This is a genomic window from Mycobacterium sp. NGS58, from assembly GCF_059812385.1.
On record NZ_JCALCO010000035.1, the window covers coordinates 1 to 14900 of the forward strand.

Annotated in this window: 14 protein-coding genes and 4 pseudogenes; 10 read left to right on the forward strand and 8 right to left on the reverse strand. The window is 66.0% G+C overall.

From position 1 onward, the window contains the following. The 3 genes and pseudogenes from AC5Y4H_RS23990 to AC5Y4H_RS24000 form a co-directional block, all read left to right on the forward strand. Positions 1-485, forward strand: a pseudogene (locus AC5Y4H_RS23990) (molecular chaperone HtpG); the annotation flags it as partial. 68 nt (positions 486-553) lie between these two features. Beyond that, a complete protein-coding gene (locus AC5Y4H_RS23995; protein ID WP_499985974.1) occupies positions 554-769 on the forward strand; it encodes a hypothetical protein in 216 nt (71 codons plus the stop codon). Positions 770-846: 77 nt separating this feature from the next. Next, a complete protein-coding gene (locus tag AC5Y4H_RS24000) occupies positions 847-1869 on the forward strand; it encodes a TIGR03617 family F420-dependent LLM class oxidoreductase (protein ID WP_499985976.1) in 1023 nt (340 codons plus the stop codon). Here AC5Y4H_RS24000 and AC5Y4H_RS24005 read toward each other — a convergent pair. Both AC5Y4H_RS24005 and AC5Y4H_RS24010 read right to left on the reverse strand, forming a co-directional pair. Continuing rightward, complete coding sequence (locus AC5Y4H_RS24005) at positions 1859-3544, reverse strand: NRAMP family divalent metal transporter (protein WP_499985978.1); 1686 nt, start codon at positions 3542-3544, stop codon at positions 1859-1861. The two genes, AC5Y4H_RS24000 and AC5Y4H_RS24005, sit on opposite strands and share 11 nt — an antisense overlap. Next, a complete protein-coding gene (locus AC5Y4H_RS24010; RefSeq protein ID WP_499985980.1) occupies positions 3541-4878 on the reverse strand; it encodes a magnesium transporter MgtE N-terminal domain-containing protein in 1338 nt (445 codons plus the stop codon). The genes AC5Y4H_RS24005 and AC5Y4H_RS24010 overlap by 4 nt, the downstream gene beginning before the upstream one ends. 205 nt (positions 4879-5083) lie before the next feature. On the opposite strand from AC5Y4H_RS24010, the gene AC5Y4H_RS24015 reads away from it, so the two are divergent. Next, a complete protein-coding gene (locus tag AC5Y4H_RS24015) occupies positions 5084-5452 on the forward strand; it encodes a bleomycin resistance protein (protein ID WP_499985982.1) in 369 nt (122 codons plus the stop codon). 138 nt (positions 5453-5590) lie between these two features. Here the strand turns inward: AC5Y4H_RS24015 and AC5Y4H_RS24020 are convergent, their stop codons facing one another. Both AC5Y4H_RS24020 and AC5Y4H_RS24025 read right to left on the reverse strand, forming a co-directional pair. Continuing rightward, positions 5591-5980: a DoxX family protein gene (locus AC5Y4H_RS24020; protein ID WP_499985983.1), complete on the reverse strand. Its 390-nt coding sequence runs from the start codon at positions 5978-5980 to the stop codon at positions 5591-5593. A 113-nt stretch (positions 5981-6093) separates the two neighbouring features. Then, positions 6094-6207: pseudogene (locus AC5Y4H_RS24025) on the reverse strand (alcohol dehydrogenase); the annotation flags it as partial. A gap of 148 nt (positions 6208-6355) precedes the next feature. On the opposite strand from AC5Y4H_RS24025, the gene AC5Y4H_RS24030 reads away from it, so the two are divergent. Beyond that, a complete protein-coding gene (locus tag AC5Y4H_RS24030) occupies positions 6356-7531 on the forward strand; it encodes a thiolase family protein (RefSeq protein WP_499985985.1) in 1176 nt (391 codons plus the stop codon). A 62-nt stretch (positions 7532-7593) separates the two neighbouring features. On the opposite strand, the gene AC5Y4H_RS24035 is transcribed toward AC5Y4H_RS24030, so the two are convergent. Next, complete coding sequence (locus AC5Y4H_RS24035; protein WP_499986049.1) at positions 7594-8190, reverse strand: hypothetical protein; 597 nt, start codon at positions 8188-8190, stop codon at positions 7594-7596. 138 nt (positions 8191-8328) lie between these two features. Here AC5Y4H_RS24035 and AC5Y4H_RS24040 point away from each other — a divergent pair, with 138 nt between their 5' ends. Next, positions 8329-9057, forward strand: a complete 729-nt coding sequence (locus AC5Y4H_RS24040; RefSeq protein WP_499985986.1) for a 3'(2'),5'-bisphosphate nucleotidase CysQ — start codon at positions 8329-8331, stop codon at positions 9055-9057. 41 nt (positions 9058-9098) lie between these two features. Next, positions 9099-9248, forward strand: a pseudogene (locus AC5Y4H_RS24045) (VOC family protein); the annotation flags it as partial. 7 nt (positions 9249-9255) lie between these two features. Here the strand turns inward: AC5Y4H_RS24045 and AC5Y4H_RS24050 are convergent. Further along, positions 9256-10161, reverse strand: coding sequence for a haloalkane dehalogenase (locus AC5Y4H_RS24050; RefSeq protein WP_499985990.1), 906 nt, complete (start codon positions 10159-10161; stop codon positions 9256-9258). Positions 10162-10272: 111 nt separating this feature from the next. Between AC5Y4H_RS24050 and AC5Y4H_RS24055 the strand changes: the two genes are divergently transcribed. Continuing rightward, positions 10273-11001, forward strand: coding sequence for a DUF2652 domain-containing protein (locus tag AC5Y4H_RS24055; protein WP_499985992.1), 729 nt, complete (start codon positions 10273-10275; stop codon positions 10999-11001). Between the two features lie 31 nt (positions 11002-11032). Here the strand turns inward: AC5Y4H_RS24055 and AC5Y4H_RS24060 are convergent, their stop codons facing one another. Both AC5Y4H_RS24060 and AC5Y4H_RS24065 read right to left on the reverse strand, forming a co-directional pair. Next, complete coding sequence (locus tag AC5Y4H_RS24060) at positions 11033-12238, reverse strand: MalY/PatB family protein (protein ID WP_499985993.1); 1206 nt, start codon at positions 12236-12238, stop codon at positions 11033-11035. A 23-nt stretch (positions 12239-12261) separates the two neighbouring features. Continuing rightward, positions 12262-13359, reverse strand: a complete 1098-nt coding sequence (locus AC5Y4H_RS24065) for an NAD(P)H-dependent amine dehydrogenase family protein (RefSeq protein WP_499985996.1) — start codon at positions 13357-13359, stop codon at positions 12262-12264. Positions 13360-13678: 319 nt separating this feature from the next. On the opposite strand from AC5Y4H_RS24065, the pseudogene AC5Y4H_RS24070 reads away from it, so the two are divergent. Together AC5Y4H_RS24070 and AC5Y4H_RS24075 are read left to right on the forward strand one after the other, a co-directional pair. Beyond that, positions 13679-13870, forward strand: a pseudogene (locus tag AC5Y4H_RS24070) (dihydrodipicolinate reductase); the annotation flags it as partial. 45 nt (positions 13871-13915) lie between these two features. After that, complete coding sequence (locus AC5Y4H_RS24075; RefSeq protein WP_499985998.1) at positions 13916-14890, forward strand: LLM class flavin-dependent oxidoreductase; 975 nt, start codon at positions 13916-13918, stop codon at positions 14888-14890. Positions 14891-14900 lie beyond the last annotated feature (10 nt).

Here is a 14900-nt window from a genome sequence, read left to right on the forward strand (position 1 = left end):
CCGAGTTCGACGGCAAGCCGCTGCAGTCCATCGCCAAGGGCGAGGTGGACCTCAGCGGCGACGACGAGGAGAGCGAAGCCGAGCGCGAGGAGCAGCAGAAGGAATTCGCCGACCTGCTCGCCTGGCTGAAGGAAACGCTGACCGAACACGTCAAGGAAGTCCGGCTGTCCAACCGACTGACGGACTCGCCCGCCTGCCTGATCACCGACGCCTTCGGGATCACACCGGCGCTCGCACGCATGTACCGCGCTTCCGGACAGGCCATTCCGGTGGGGAAGCGGATCCTCGAACTCAACCCCAACCACCCGCTGGTCACCGGCCTGCGCGAAGCGCAGAAGAACGCGGACGACGACACCGCGCGAGCTGAGGTCGCGGAGACCGCGGAATTGCTCTACGGCACAGCGCTTCTTGCCGAAGGCGGGGCGCTCGACGACCCGGCGAGGTTTGCCGAGATACTCGCCGGCCGTTTGGCCCGCACAGTTTAACCGTGGGTTTACCGGCAAATAACTCATTTCGGCGATTGAAAACCCGCTGGCAGGGATAATTAGATCCCATGCCTGCGTTTCGCGTTATCGACCCCCGTGGCCGGGTCGTCGCGACGAAGAGTTTTGCCAATGCGGAGGCCGCGCATGCCTGGTTCGTCAATTCGGTTGGCGGCGATACCGAGCTGGGTTGGCGCATGGAGGTCAACGACGACGGGCAATGGGCATTCTTCGATGACACGGAAGGCTTCACCGCCCCGCTGAGCAGGCGGCCAACCCAACGCTGATTCGCCGCATCCGATAGAAGACCTCGCGGCGACGCGCCCGGACTCGTTCGCTCTATCGTTCGACGTACGCTCCCACCATGCATGTCGACGCGATGACGACGCCCCAGCCGCTCGGCGAAATCGGTGAGCTTGCCCGGCGGACCCAGTCCGCCGGATTCTCCGGTCTGTTGTTCACCGAGACTGGCCGCACTGCATACCTGAATGCCGCCGTCGCTTCGCAGGCCGCGCCCGACCTCGAATTGTCGACGGGCGTCGCGGTGGCCTTTCCGCGCAGCCCCTTCGTTACCGCCGCCGCGGCGTGGGAGCTGCAGGAAGCCACCAAGGGGAAATTCCGGCTGGGCCTCGGGACGCAGGTGCGCACCCACGTGGTGCGGCGCTACGGCACGGCCTTCGAGCGGCCCGGGCCGCGGCTGCGCGACTACTTGCTCGCGGTGAAAGCGTGCTTTGCGGCGTTCCGCTCCGGGACGCTCGACCACCATGGTGACTTCTACGATCTTGACTTCATCACTCCGCAGTGGAGCCCGGGGCCCATCGACGCGCCGGACCCCAAAGTCGACATCGCAGCGGTCAATCCGTGGATGCTGCGGATGGCGGGCGAAGTGGCCGACGGGCTTCACGTCCACCCGATCGGCGAACCGGGCTACCTGGCGCGGCACGTGGTGCCGACGGTTGCCGAGGGGGCAGCCAAAGCCGGCCGTTCGCCGTCGGACATCGCGATCATCGTGCCCGTCATGACGATCGTCGGCGACACCGACGAAGAGCTCGCCAAGCAACGCGAAGTCGTGCGTGCCAGCATGGCCTTCTATGGCAGCACGCCCAACTACGCGTTCATTTGGGATGAGGCGGGTTTCGAGGGCACGACCGCCCGGATCCGGGAGAAGCAGAAGGCCGGAGACTTCGCCGGGATGGCGGCCCAGGTCAGCGACGATCACATCGCCGTCTTCGCGACCGAGTCGACCTGGGATGGGCTGGCGGATGCGTTGACGCGGAAATACGCCGGAATGGCAACGCGATTGGTGATGTACAACGCGGTCGCCGATCAGGAGCGCTTCGAGCGGTACGGCGAGGTGGCTCGCCGGGTGCAAACGGTCAGCGGCTGAGCTGAATGGCTTTGACCACGAGTAGCAGCGCGCCCGCGACCAGGTAGGTGCGCAGCGCGATCATGCCCAGCCGGGTGCCGGGCGACCAGACGACCGGCTCGAGCAGCGTGAGCGGTGGCATGCGCCACGTGTTGCGGTCGACACCGCGGGCCGGAAGCGCTGCGACGGGTCGCGGGGGTTGGCGGCGGGCCATCCAGCGCAGCGCGGGCGCAGCCGCGGCGGCGAACACAACCATGGCCGCCACCAGATAGCCCGAAACCCGCACGACATCGATCTTCGGAAATAAAGTGGTGGCCATCAAAACTCCCGACAGCAGCAGGAGCGTGCCGACGATCAGCCCGGCGACCCAGTTCAGCCAGGGACGATTTACCCACGGGCCCAACACTTCTCGGTCATTGCACAGCAGCAGCAGGAATACGCTGGCGCTGGGCAGCAGTAGACCGGCGAGGGCCTGCACCGCGGTGGTGATCAGTCCGAGCGGGGCGCCTGGAATGAGGACGATGGCCGCGGCCAGCACCACCATCGCGGTGTAGGACAGGTAGAACTGTTTGGCGTCGGAGAAGCCGCGGTGTAGAGAGTGCTTCAGTCCGAAGACGTCTCCGAAGGCGTAAGAGGTGGCCAGGGTTACTGCGGCGGCGCCGATGATCGAGGCGTCCATCAGCACGATCGCAAAGATCCAGCCGAGCGTCTGGCGGTGCTGGCCGAGCAGGTGGGCGATGGCGCCGGCGTCGGTGAAGCCGCCCACGGTGTTCGTGGAGCGCGCGGCCCAGTCGCCCGTCATCACCAGCGCGGCGGCGCCGACGACCACGACGAAGGCGCCCAGCACGGTGTCCGCGCGTTCGTAGGCCATGAACCGGGGGGTGATGCGCTTGTCGACGACGTTGGACTGCTGGAAAAACAGCTGCCACGGAGCGACGGTGGTACCGACGATGGCGATGATCAGCAACACCGCATCCGAACTGATCCCGCCCGAAATAGTGGGCACGACAAAGGACTTCGCGGCGTGCACCCACTGTGGATGTGACATCAACAGCATCGGGATCTGCAGCAGCGTGACGGCGATGAACACGAACATGGCCCGCTCCCATCGACGGAAGCTGCCGCTGGCCATGATCGCCACCAACGCCACCGCTGCGATCGGCACCACGATGTATTTGGAGACGCCGATGTACTCGGCGGCCAGGCTGATGCCGATGAATTCGGTGACGATCGTCAGGAAGTTGAGCAGGAACAGGTCGCCGACCGAAAACCAGCCCCAGCCGCGGCCGAAGCGTTCGTTGATCAGGCGGGCGTGTCCGACCCCGGTGACCGCCCCGAGCCGGACCACCATCTCTTGGTTGACGATGAGCACAGGGATGAGCAGCAGCAACACCCACAGCAGTGAGTAACCGTAGTTCTGGCCGGCCTGGGCATAGGTGGCCACCCCGCCCGCGTCGTTGTCACCGACCATCACGATGATTCCGGGCCCGACGATCGCGAGCAGGGTCAGCAGCCGCGTCCGCCAGGTCCGGGCATGCTCGGTCTCCCCGACGCTGATGCGCCCGAACGCACCTTCGATATCACCCACGTGCGCGCTGTCCAGCACGGCGGTGCGCCGCGTCTGCGCGGGCTCGGAGCGCTGAACGTCGACGCCCTGCCCGTCGGCCTGGGTGGTGTTCTCGCCGCCGGAGCTCACTGCGGGCTACCTCCGACTGGCGGTGTGTCACGGTCGTCGTCGGCGGCGATTTCGCGGATGGGGCGCGGCGCGGGCTCCCGCCGTCGCCAGTCCTCGGGGATGGTCGCCTCCAGCACGTCGTCGACCGTGACCACCCCGAGGAGGCGGTCTTGTTCGTCGACGACGGGTATGGAGTAGAGATTGAAATCGGCCATCAGCAAGGCGATGTCGGTCAGATCCGCGTCGGCGTTCACTCGCACCGGGTCGGAATCCATCAGTGCGCCGAGGTTTTCAGCGGGATCGACCTGCAGCAGGGTGATCACCGAAACGACGCCGTCAAGACGTTTGTCCTCGTCGAGCACGTGAACCTTGATCAGCGCTTCGGGCTGGATGCTGCGCGACGCGGCGATCAAGGCCAACGCCTCGCCCGCGGTGGCGGCCGGTGAACACGTCACGGAGTCGACATTCATCAATCCGCCGGCGCTTTCGGGGTTGAACCCCATCAGGGTGATGACCTTGGTGCGCTGCGGGGCGGGCATCAGTTCGAGCACACGCCGGCGCCGGGACTGGCGAAGGTCGACGATCGCGTCGGCCGCATCGTCGGCGCGCATCCGACCAAGCAGCGCGGCGACCTCGTTGTCCGGCATGTTGTCGAGTAACCGGCTGGCCTTTTCCGGATCGAGTTCTTCGAAAACGTCGGCTTCCAATTCGGGGTCGCTGTGCACGCGGTCGAGGATCTCGCCGCCCTCAGCCTTATCCGCCTCTTCGAGAAGATCCGCGATCTCGGCGGCCTTGAGCTCGCCGAACCGGTCCGACAGGCGTCGGACCGCGTCGGAACGGGCGTGGCCGATCAGTGGCTCGAATGCCTTCCAATCGCGCGACGCGTGCCCGCCAGAATGCTTGATCAGCCCGAAGAGGCGCGGTGGGCGGCGAGTGTCCAGGCGGGTAACCATCCAGCCTTCGTCGGTCTGTTCCAGTTCGACGTCGTAGGCGCGCACCAGCTCGACGGTGGCCACGTCGATCAACCGGTGGCCCAACACGTCGGTGCGCAACAACACCTCACCCTCGCGGCGTTCGAACCCGCGAAGGTCAACCTTGTTCTTGGTCAAGAGAACTCGGTCCACGGAGTATGCGTCAATCGTTTTGTTGCCGATGAAGACCCGGCGTCCGCCGACCCCCGCGACGATTCCGGCCACCAGCGGGTACTCCTCGGCCCCGCGCAGCCGCACGATCACGTCCTCGACCCGGCCCACCGTTTCGCCGGAACGCGCCAGCACGGGCGCACGCAACAGTTGGGAGAGGTGGATTATCGGCTGTCCGGCGCGCGGCTTGGACGCCTTTTCCGATGTGCTCATGTATCCCTCCTCAAGGCGGTACGACCGAACCCGCCGACAACCTACCCCTAAACCAGGTGGTGCGGCGCCGCGCGGCGTCAAATCGATCGTTGGACCGTCTCGGCGGCCAGAGCATACACTCGTGCCGTCGCGGACAACTACCGTCAATAAGTAAACGGCAGAAGGCTATTGGGATTCTGACCCACAATTGGGCTATGTTCGCTTCGTGTCCGCAGTCGACTTCACCTCGGTATCCCCGATCGTCCCCGTCCGAGACCTGGACGCCGCGCTCGGCCGGTACCGCCGGCTCGGATTCGGCGCCCGTGCGTACGACGGCCCCGAACGGTACGGATTCGCCGATCGCGGGTCGGTATTGATCCATCTCACCGAATGGGCCGAGCACGACCCCTTGCGCACGGCGGCCAGTGTGTACTTCTACGTCAGTGATGCCGATGCCCTCTATGCGGAATGGGCGGCACTGGAAAACCTGGGTGGGCGTCTGGTCGCGCCGCAGGACACTCCGTACGGTTTGCGCGAATTCGCTTACGTCGACCCCGACGGCACCGCGCACCGCGTCGGCTCACGCCTGACCTGAGCTCGGCTGCTTTCCATTGCGGCGGAGCGTCTTCGGCAGATAGCTGATCGACACCGACTGTCGCGCAACCGGTTTGGATCACCCTTCACGTGCCTTCCGACGCCCGAGCGCCGCCGACGTCCCTACCTACGCAGCACGTCAGCTGTTGCGCCGAATCTTGAGCGCGGTGGTGATCATCGGGATCTGCAACGGCAGCCGGGCCAGGGCGATGATGCGCATGGGCCACGGCTTGCCCCACCACAACCGGCACATGTTGACGTTGGCGGGAAAGACGCCGACGAACAACGCGACGGCGGCCAGCGCGGCGAGCCGGCGGGTGGCGCGTGGCACCAGCAGTGCCCCGGTCGCAATCTCGGCGACTCCCGACGCATAGGTGTAGAAGCGCGGAGTGCCGGGAAGCTCGACGGGCACGATCTCGTCGAACGGCTTGGGCGCCAGGAAGTGGACGGTGCCAATCCCGATCAGCATCGCCGCGACGCGATAAGCGGTGGTTTGCGCGTCACGCTGGACGAGGGGTGTGATGGTCATCGACTCATTGTGCTCGGGTGCCAAAGAATGTGTTACGCGCGGTCGGCATCGGTGTAGCGGATGATGCCGTGGGTGTATTCGCGGCGAGGTGCGAGGCGCTCGCCGACCTCGCTGCCGGCGATCTCCAGCTGAATCGTCACCTCGCCGGGGCGGGGATTGCCGATTTCGATCTCTTCGACCGACCACGGCTCGTTCAGACCCCAGATCAGCGCACCTTGGGTCTTCAACGGGGTGGCCTCCGTATTTACCCGAACCGCTTAATTGTTAGCGCCGTCACAGGAGCCAGGCCCAGTGAACTTAGACCATTACTATTGTCTATACAGTATTTGATACGATTCGCGGCGTCTGACCGCCCACAACAACGAGGTTGAGAACATGGGAACACCCGTCATTGTCGGAGCCGTCCGGACCGCGATAGGCCGTTCGTTCAAGGGGACGCTGGTCAACACTCCGCCCGAAACTCTGATCACGGCCGTGCTTCCCGAGGTGGTCCGCAGGTCGGGTGTCGACCCCACACACATCGACGACATCATCTTCGCCGAATCACACTACGGCGGTGGCGATTTGGCACGTTATGCGGCGACCGCGACGGGCTTGGAGCACGTTCCCGGGCAGTCGGTCAACCGGCACTGCGCGGGCAGCCTCACGGCCATCGGCAACGCCGCCGCGCAGATCGGCTCCGGCATGGAGCGTGTGCTCATCGCGGGCGGCGTGCAGTCGCTGTCGATGACGCCGCTGACCAACTGGCGGATCCCTGGCCCCGAGCTGAAGTTCGAGGAGCGCTGGATGCCCCCGACGCACGTGGAGACGCCGGATGCGCCGGCTAAGGACATGTCCATCACGGTGGGCTGGAATACCGCGCAGGCGGTCGGCATCACGCGCGAGGAGATGGACGCCTGGGCGGCCCGGTCGCATCAGCGCGCCGTCGCGGCCCAGGACGCCGGCAAGTTCGCCGACGAAATCCTGCCGCTGAAGATCACCCAATTCGATGGTTCGGTCACCGAGTTCGCCGTGGACGAGCATCCGCGTCGCGACACCACCGTCGAGAAGCTGGCCGGCCTTAAGGTCCTGCACCCCGAGATCGAGGGCTTCTCGATCACCGCGGGCAACAGCAGTGGCACCAACGACGCCGCGGCCGCCGTCGCGCTGGTCGACAGCGACTACGCCCAGGCCGAGAAGCTCAAGGTGATGGGCACGGTCAGGGCCTGGGCCGCAGCGGGCGTGCCGGCCCGTGACTGCGGTCTCGGCGCCGTCAAGGTCATCGGGAAGGTGTTACAGCGGGCCGGTCTGACGCCCGGCGACGTCGCGCTGTGGGAGATCAACGAGGCGTTCGCTTCGGTGCCGATCGCGGCGTGCCGCGAATACGGCCTCGACGAGGAGAAGGTGAACTTCTCCGGTAGCGGCTGCAGCCTCGGTCACCCGATCGCCGCCTCCGGTGCGCGCATGGTGACCACGCTGGCCTACGAGCTCGCCCGCCGGGGCGGCGGCATCGGCGTCGCGGCGATGTGTGCCGGCGGCGGGCAGGGTGGCGCTGTCGTCATCGAGGTCTAGGGTGAGGTCAGCGGCGGGTCGTCGCCATCAAGTGTGAGGCACCGCAGGATAGTTCGCACCGGCTAGTTACAGAACGTGTAGCCGATGAATTGGGTGCCGCGCGTGTCACCGCTTGAGTAGTTGGCGAAGTGCACGGCCGGCTTTCCGTTGTACTGCGTATTCATCTTCTGCACGCTCGGCGGTGGAGTGCCTTTGGGGAAGGCCAGGATCATGTCGGCGAAAATCTGCAAGCCGACCTGGCAGATCGCCTCGCGCCGCGGCGGCTGCGGATTCCACGCATGCACGACCACCGGTTCGGTCAGCTGAGATCCCGCCGCACAATTCGGATCACAGAGCTTGAACAGTGCCGTGCCGGTCCCGTCGGCGCCCTGCGGTCCCCAGGAACTCCACGACATGTCCTGCAGCGCAACGGCCACACTGGCGCAGCCCAACACGTTCAGCCGCTTCGGGCGCGGGACCGGGGGAACGGACGGGTTGTAGCAGCCCGGGATGGCGAAGCTCTGCGCCGCCGGCGACGGCGGAGTGCTGGGCGCGGTCGCGCTCCGCTGGCCTTGGATCAGCTGCACGCCCACCACGATGAGGACCCCGACCAGCACCACGGCCGCCACGATGCCGGCCCCGATCACACGCCCCCGCGAGGTGTGCCGCAACCGCCTCATCAAAGAAACGTTGGCGTTGCCGCTCACGGTCACCAGATTACGGGCGAAAGTTTCTGCCGGGGGTGGTGACCGCGAAACGGCATGACACGGTAAAGTTGGTCATCGCTACCAACATTTTAAAGATTCGCGGAGCTGACGATGACTGACCATGATCTCGCCGCGCGGTTGGCCACCGAGGCAGGTCGGCTGCTGCTCGGGGTTCGAGAAGAATTCGCCGACGCGGAAGCGGCTGACCGGAAAGCCGCGGGGGACAAGCGATCCCACGACTTCCTGATGGAAGCACTCGCCGCCGAACGACCCGGTGATGCGGTGTTGTCCGAAGAGGGCGCCGACGACCCGGTTCGTTTGCGCTCCGACCGCGTCTGGATCATCGATCCGCTGGACGGCACGCGGGAATTTTCCGAACTCGGACGCGACGACTGGGCAGTACATGTCGCGCTCTGGCAGGCCGGCGAGCTGGTCGCGGGCGCCGTGGCGCTACCAGCCCAGGGCATCACGCTGGCAACTCCCGACCTGGATTCGCCTCCGGCCGCGCCGGGCAAGCCGCGCATCGTGGTCTCGCGTACCCGTCCGCCCGCCATCGCCTTGAATGTGCGGGATGCGCTGGACGGAGTCCTGGTCGAAATGGGTTCTGCCGGAGCCAAGGTCGCCTCGATCGTCCAAGGGCTGTCCGATGTGTACGTGCATGCCGGCGGCCAGTTCGAATGGGACTCCGCCGCCCCAGTGGCGGTGGCCCGTGCCGCCGGGTTGCACACCTCTCGCATCGACGGGTCCGCACTGGCGTACAACCAGGCCGACCCGAAGTTGCCGGATCTCGTGGTCTGCCGGCCCGAACTGGTGGAAGCCGTACTGGCGGTTACCCGCTGACGTCACCGCCCGCTCGGGCGGTGGGCAATTCGGTGGCCAACACCTACCGCGGGATCAGCATCTGGGGCCGTACTCCAGAGGGACAAACGATCATCGACAAATTCGCCCAATCCAAGGTCGGCGCCGCGTCGCTGTTGCGCGAGGAGGACGTCTTTCCCGCACTTGCCGGTGCGGGCATTCCAGACCGCTGACCTTCGCTCAGAGCCAGGCCTGCTGCCACGACTGGATGCGGTCGGCCAGTTCGGGGCCGCGGTCCTCTTGAATGAAGTGGCTGGCGTTGATGCGTGCGTGTGGCTGGCCGGCGGCGCCGGGAATGTGCTTGATCAGAGCGCGGTCCGCCCGCCCGAGGATGGGATCGCGGGCGCCGAAGATGGCAAGGAATGGCTTTTCCCAGCGGCCGAGGGCATCCCACGCTTTTCGGTTGGCCGGAATCGCGGGGTCGGCGGGCGAGGTGGGCACCAACTGGGGGAACGCCCGAGCCCCGGCTTGAAACGTCTTGTCCGGAAAGGGGGCGTCGTACCCGGCCCGGACCTTCGACGGCACCCGACGGACGGTCCCGGCGCTGACGATGCGGCCCGCGGGCAGAACGGGGGAGTAGTGAGCGAAGGCACGCCAGGCGTAGAACGCGGGCGGAGTGCGCCGTTGTGCCGTGGGCAGGAAACCGTTGGCCACCACCAGCCGCCCGACGCGGTCCGACTGCTCGGCGGCGACGCGCAGCCCGATCAGCGATCCCCAGTCCTGCACGAACAGCGTGACGTCCCTGAGGTTGAGATGCTCGAACCACGAGATCACCCACTCCACGTGGCGCTGGTAGGTGTAATCCTCGATCCGGCTGGGCTTGTCCGAACGGCCGAAACCGATCAGGTCGGGCGCGAGCACGCGGTTCCCCGCGTCGGTCAAAGGCGGGATCATCGTCCGGTACAGATAGCTCCACGTGGGCTCGCCGTGCAGCAGGACGATCGGTGGCCCTTCGATCGTGCCCTCGTCGAGGTAGTGCATGCGAAGCGGCCGGGTGTCGCTTGCGGTTACGTCAAGGTAATGCCCGACGAACGGGTAGTCCTCCAAGTTTTCGAATCGGTAGTCCGGGGTTCGCAGCACATGCATATCAGCTCCTCCGGTGAACCGGCACCTCTGTAAGCCTCTCGCGCCGACGCGACTTCGTCTAGTAGCACTTTCATTGAGCCGGGCACCAACCCCTATTAGACTGGCTTGTTCATGGCAATTCGGCGCGCGGTTCTACTCATAGCCGATATCGGCGGGTACACGCATTACATGCAGTGGAACCGGACGCACCTTGCCCATGCCCAGCTGACGGTTGCCGGCCTGTTGGAGTCGGTGATCAATGCGGGCAAGGGTTTGAAGCTGGCCAAACTCGAGGGTGACGCCGCCTTCTTCTGGGCTCCGGACAGCCACGCCAAAGTGGTGGTATGCGAGCGCCTGTCACGGATGCGCGCGTCGTTTCTCGAGCGGCGCGAGCAGATGAAAAACGACATCGCCTGCGAGTGCGCGAGTTGCGAACAGCTGGAGAAGTTGTCGCTCAAGTTCGTCGTGCACGTGGGCGAGGTGGCGGATCAGAAGGTGAAGCGCCACGTCGAACTGGCCGGTTTTGACGTCATTTTGGTGCACCGGATGCTGAAAAACACGGTGCCGGTTGCCGAGTACGTACTGATGACCGATCCCGTCGCGGAATGCCTCGACGAGTCGATGCGCGAGCTGTGCATGCCATTGGTGCACGTCTTCGATGGAATCGGAGAAACGTCGACGCACTACATCGACCTTGCGGCGATGAAGGTTCCCGTCGCGGCGCCGCGGCGCAGCTTTTTCCGCCGCCTCGGCGCGACGACGAGGTTCGAGTTCGACACCCTGCCCTTCACGCTCGGCATGAAGGAGCCTGCCCAAGGCTTCCGCAACTTGGGCCGGGGCGCCGAGGAGATCTCCGCGTAGCCGCCAAACGCCTGCGCCCGGCGCCGGTGGACTAGCGGGCGTCGGCCAGGGCCCTGCCCATGCGCGACACCGCCTCGGTGAGAATCGCTCGCGAGGTGGCGAAGTTCAAGCGCACATGTCCGGTTCCGCCGGTTCCGAACACGTGGCCAGAGCTCAGCGCCACCCGCGCGTGATCGAGAAACCAACGGGCCGGCCCGGCAAGGTCGGCAACCACCGCAAGCCCATCGACGACTTCTTCGTCGAACCCGAGCTCCCGGCAATCGAGCCAGGCCAGGTAAGTTCCTTGTGGCCATTGATATTTCACGCCGGGCAGGTGCTTGGCGATCAACTCACCCAGCAGCGTCCGGTTCTCATCCAGGCCCCGCAGGGTCGCGTCGAGCCAGTCGCTGCCGCTCCGAAACGCCTCGGCGTGGGCGATGACGCCGAGGTGGCTGGGCCCGTGACCGACCTCCTCCGGCATCCGGTGCAGGTCGGCGGCGGCCTCCGGTCCGGCGATGGCCAGCGCCGCCTTCAGGCCGGACAGATTCCAGGCCTTCGAGGCCGAGGTCAAGGCGAAGGCGTTCTCGGCCCCCGGCACGGTGAGGAAGGGGGTGAAGCGCGATCCCGACAGGATGACGGGGGCGTGAATCTCGTCGGACAAGACCCGCACGCCGAATCGCCGGGCGAGCTCGGCGACCGCACGGAGTTCGTCGGTGGTGTGGACCGATCCGGTCGGGTTATGCGGATTGCACAACAGATAGGCGACCTTGGTGTCCTTTCCGGCTCCCGCTCGAGCCCGAACGAAGGCATTTTCCAAGGCGTTCAGGTCAATTCGCCCGTCGGCCAGCGGTGCCTCGATGACGCGGCGGCCGTCGTGTGACACGAATGCGTAGAACGGCGCGTAGACCGGCGGGTTGACGATGACGGCATCACCACGATCAGTGACCAGACGCAACACCTCGACGACACCGAGCATGACGTCGGGAACCAGCGCGGTGCGGTTCACTTCGAGGTCATGCCATTGCCAATGCCGCGCCGCGAATTGGCTGACGGCCTCCGCCAGCGCGTGTCCACAGGGATACCCGGTATCGCCGTGGTCGATGGCCTTCCGCAGCGCTTCGGCCACCGTCGGCGCCAGGTTGACGTCCATCTCGGCGACCCACAGCGGCAGGACGTCGGCGGGGTGCGCGCCCCATTTCATGCTGGTGCGGGCCCGGAGTTGCTGCAGCGTCAGTTCCTCGAGCGGATTAACCGTCACGCCCGCAGAGTAACCGGCGCGACCTACCGCCGGACAAACGCTTTTTGCGGGATGGTCAACGGAAGGTCTACCGAACTCAGCAATCCCGGCTGGGCGGCAACGACATACGGCACCGCGTTGACGACGCGCATCGCGGTGGCGACCATGGCGCCTGCCCCGGAGGTCATCCCGCCGATGCCGGCCTCGGCGGGATACTTCAGCGTCGCCGCCAGGGTGCAGTCGATGTCCGGATCGCCGGAAATCACAACGCGGTAGGACAGATCGCCGATCCCGGTGGGCCAGTCGGGGGCGACGTCGTGCGCGAGCCGGGTGACGTGCTCGATGACGATGGCTTCCCGACCGTCCACCACCCCGATCGCCTGCATCCGCAGCGCGCCGCAGGTTCCGGCCTCGACGGTGCCCATCGCCACCTCCAGCGTCCGGTTGGTGACGGCGCGATCGAATCCCTCGCGGACTTCCTGGACTTCGACCCCCAACGCGTCGGCGATCAACCGGATCTGCCCCTGCCATTCGCCCGCGATGGCACCGGGGAAGCCGATCCAGGGCTGGTAGTCGAGCGGACGGCCGAAGCCCAGCGCGTCGCTCATGATGTCGGGAACCCCGTAGTCGTCGTACAGGCCGATCTCGAAGGAGTGGATCTTGTCGATCGACGACGACTGGGTGCACAGCACCAGCGGCAGATAGTCGGCGGCGAAGCCCGGCTCTATCCCCGAGGCGTACAGCGACACCTGGCCCTGCTCGGCCGCGGCGACTAGCTGGTCACGCCACTCCGCGGGCTCGTAGGCGTGTGGGTTGACCAATCGCGTGGTGCTGGTGGTTACGACGTTGATCCCGGCTTCGAGCAGCTTGACGTAATCCGGGATGGCCAGCGCGTCCCGTTCCGGACCGCTGGCCGCATAGATGACGCAGTCGGGTTTGAGCGCGATCAGCGCGTCGGCGTCGTTGGTGGCTGTCAGGCCGATCGGTTCACCGCCGGCCAGTTCGCCCGCGTCCCTGCCGACCTTCTCCTCGGAGTGCACCCACACGCCGACCAGGTCCAGATTGGGGCGCCGCGAAATAGCGCGGATGGCGATCGAGCCGATGCCACCCGTCGCCCACACCACCACCCGATTAGCCGTCATCTTGTTCCTCCTCAGGTGCGTGGGCGCCGCGCAACACGACGAAAGCCGAGGCGGCAGTTGTGTTTACGTTAACGTGTGTGGCCGCTACCACCCCGCGTTCGACTTGGAAACTACCGCCGCGAATGAGTGAGGTCAAGGTTTTAAGAAAGCGGGCACTATCCTAACGAACAAATTTTAGGTTAGGGTGCAGCTGTGGGGGCCGATCAGTGTTTTGCCCGCCTCTGAGCGACAATCTGGGACCGCGTCTGTCGCTCAGAGGCGAGCAATTCGCCCTATCCCGGCGGCCGCTGATGTTCATGCTCAGGTGCGCGCCCCGAGCATCGAAGGAGATCGCGACATCCACTGCGAGATGACACTCGGGGCGGGGCAGGGTCACGCCGCCGGACATGCTGCGATGGCGTCGATGGCTATGCGCGTGGTCAATGCGATCCCGTACGCCGCCCACGCGCCCCCGGGCCTGCTGAGCTCGCTTGACCTCCCGACGACTCTGCCCCTTTACGTCTTCGACTGAACGTGTAACGTACGTCGCAAAGATTAGGCCAGCTAGGAGTCAGCCGTGTACACCCTGCGCTTCGACATGCGCGACCCCGAATGGGCGGCACCCCCAGCCGATCTGTACGCGGCGGCGCCCGAAATGTCTTGCTGGGCCGAGGGACACGGCGGCCTGGCCGCCGTCCTCTGTGAACACCACGGGTCCGAGGACGGCTACTTGCCGTCACCGTTTCTGCTCGCATCGGCGGTGGCCGCGCGGACCGAGCGGCTGGCGCTGAGCCTGATCCTGATTCTCCCGTTCTACGAAACCGTTCGTCTCGCCGAGGACATGGCGGTGCTCGACATCATCAGCAACGGGCGCGCTTCCTACATCCTGGCCCTGGGCTACCGGCCCGAGGAGTTCGAGCACTTCGGCCTGTCCATCAAGAAGCGTGGCCGCCTCTGCGACGAGAAACTCGCGCTGCTACGGCGGCTGCTCGCGGGCGAAACGGTCGTCGAAGACGGGCGTCGGATCACCGTGACACCGCGCCCGCTGACTCCCGGCGGCCCGGGACTGATGTGGGGTGGGGGAACGGTCGCGGCGGCCCGTCGGGCCGGCAGGTACGGCTTGGGGATGCTGGGCAACGCCAATGCACCCGGCATGCAGGAGGCTTACGAGGAGGGGTGCCGCGAGCACGGGCACACGCCCGGCCCGACGATGTTTCCCGACCGCAACACCCCCTCCGTCGTGTTCGTCGCCGACGATGTCGATCAGGCGTGGAAGGAGATCGGCGAGCATCTGCTGCACGACGTGCGCAGCTATGCAGCGTGGAACCCCGGGGACGAGACGACGGCCGGCTTCAGTCACGTCAATACTGTCGATGAATTGCGTGAGACGGGGGCGTCGCACGTGATTATCTCTGTGCCCGAAGCGATCTCACGCGTCAAAGCCGGACAGGTGCTCAACCTGTCGCCGCTGTGCGGGGGTCTGCCACCGGACATCGCGTGGCCCTACCTCAAGCGGGTGGGCGAGGTTGTGCTGCCCGAGGCCCTCGGCTGACCGCTACTCC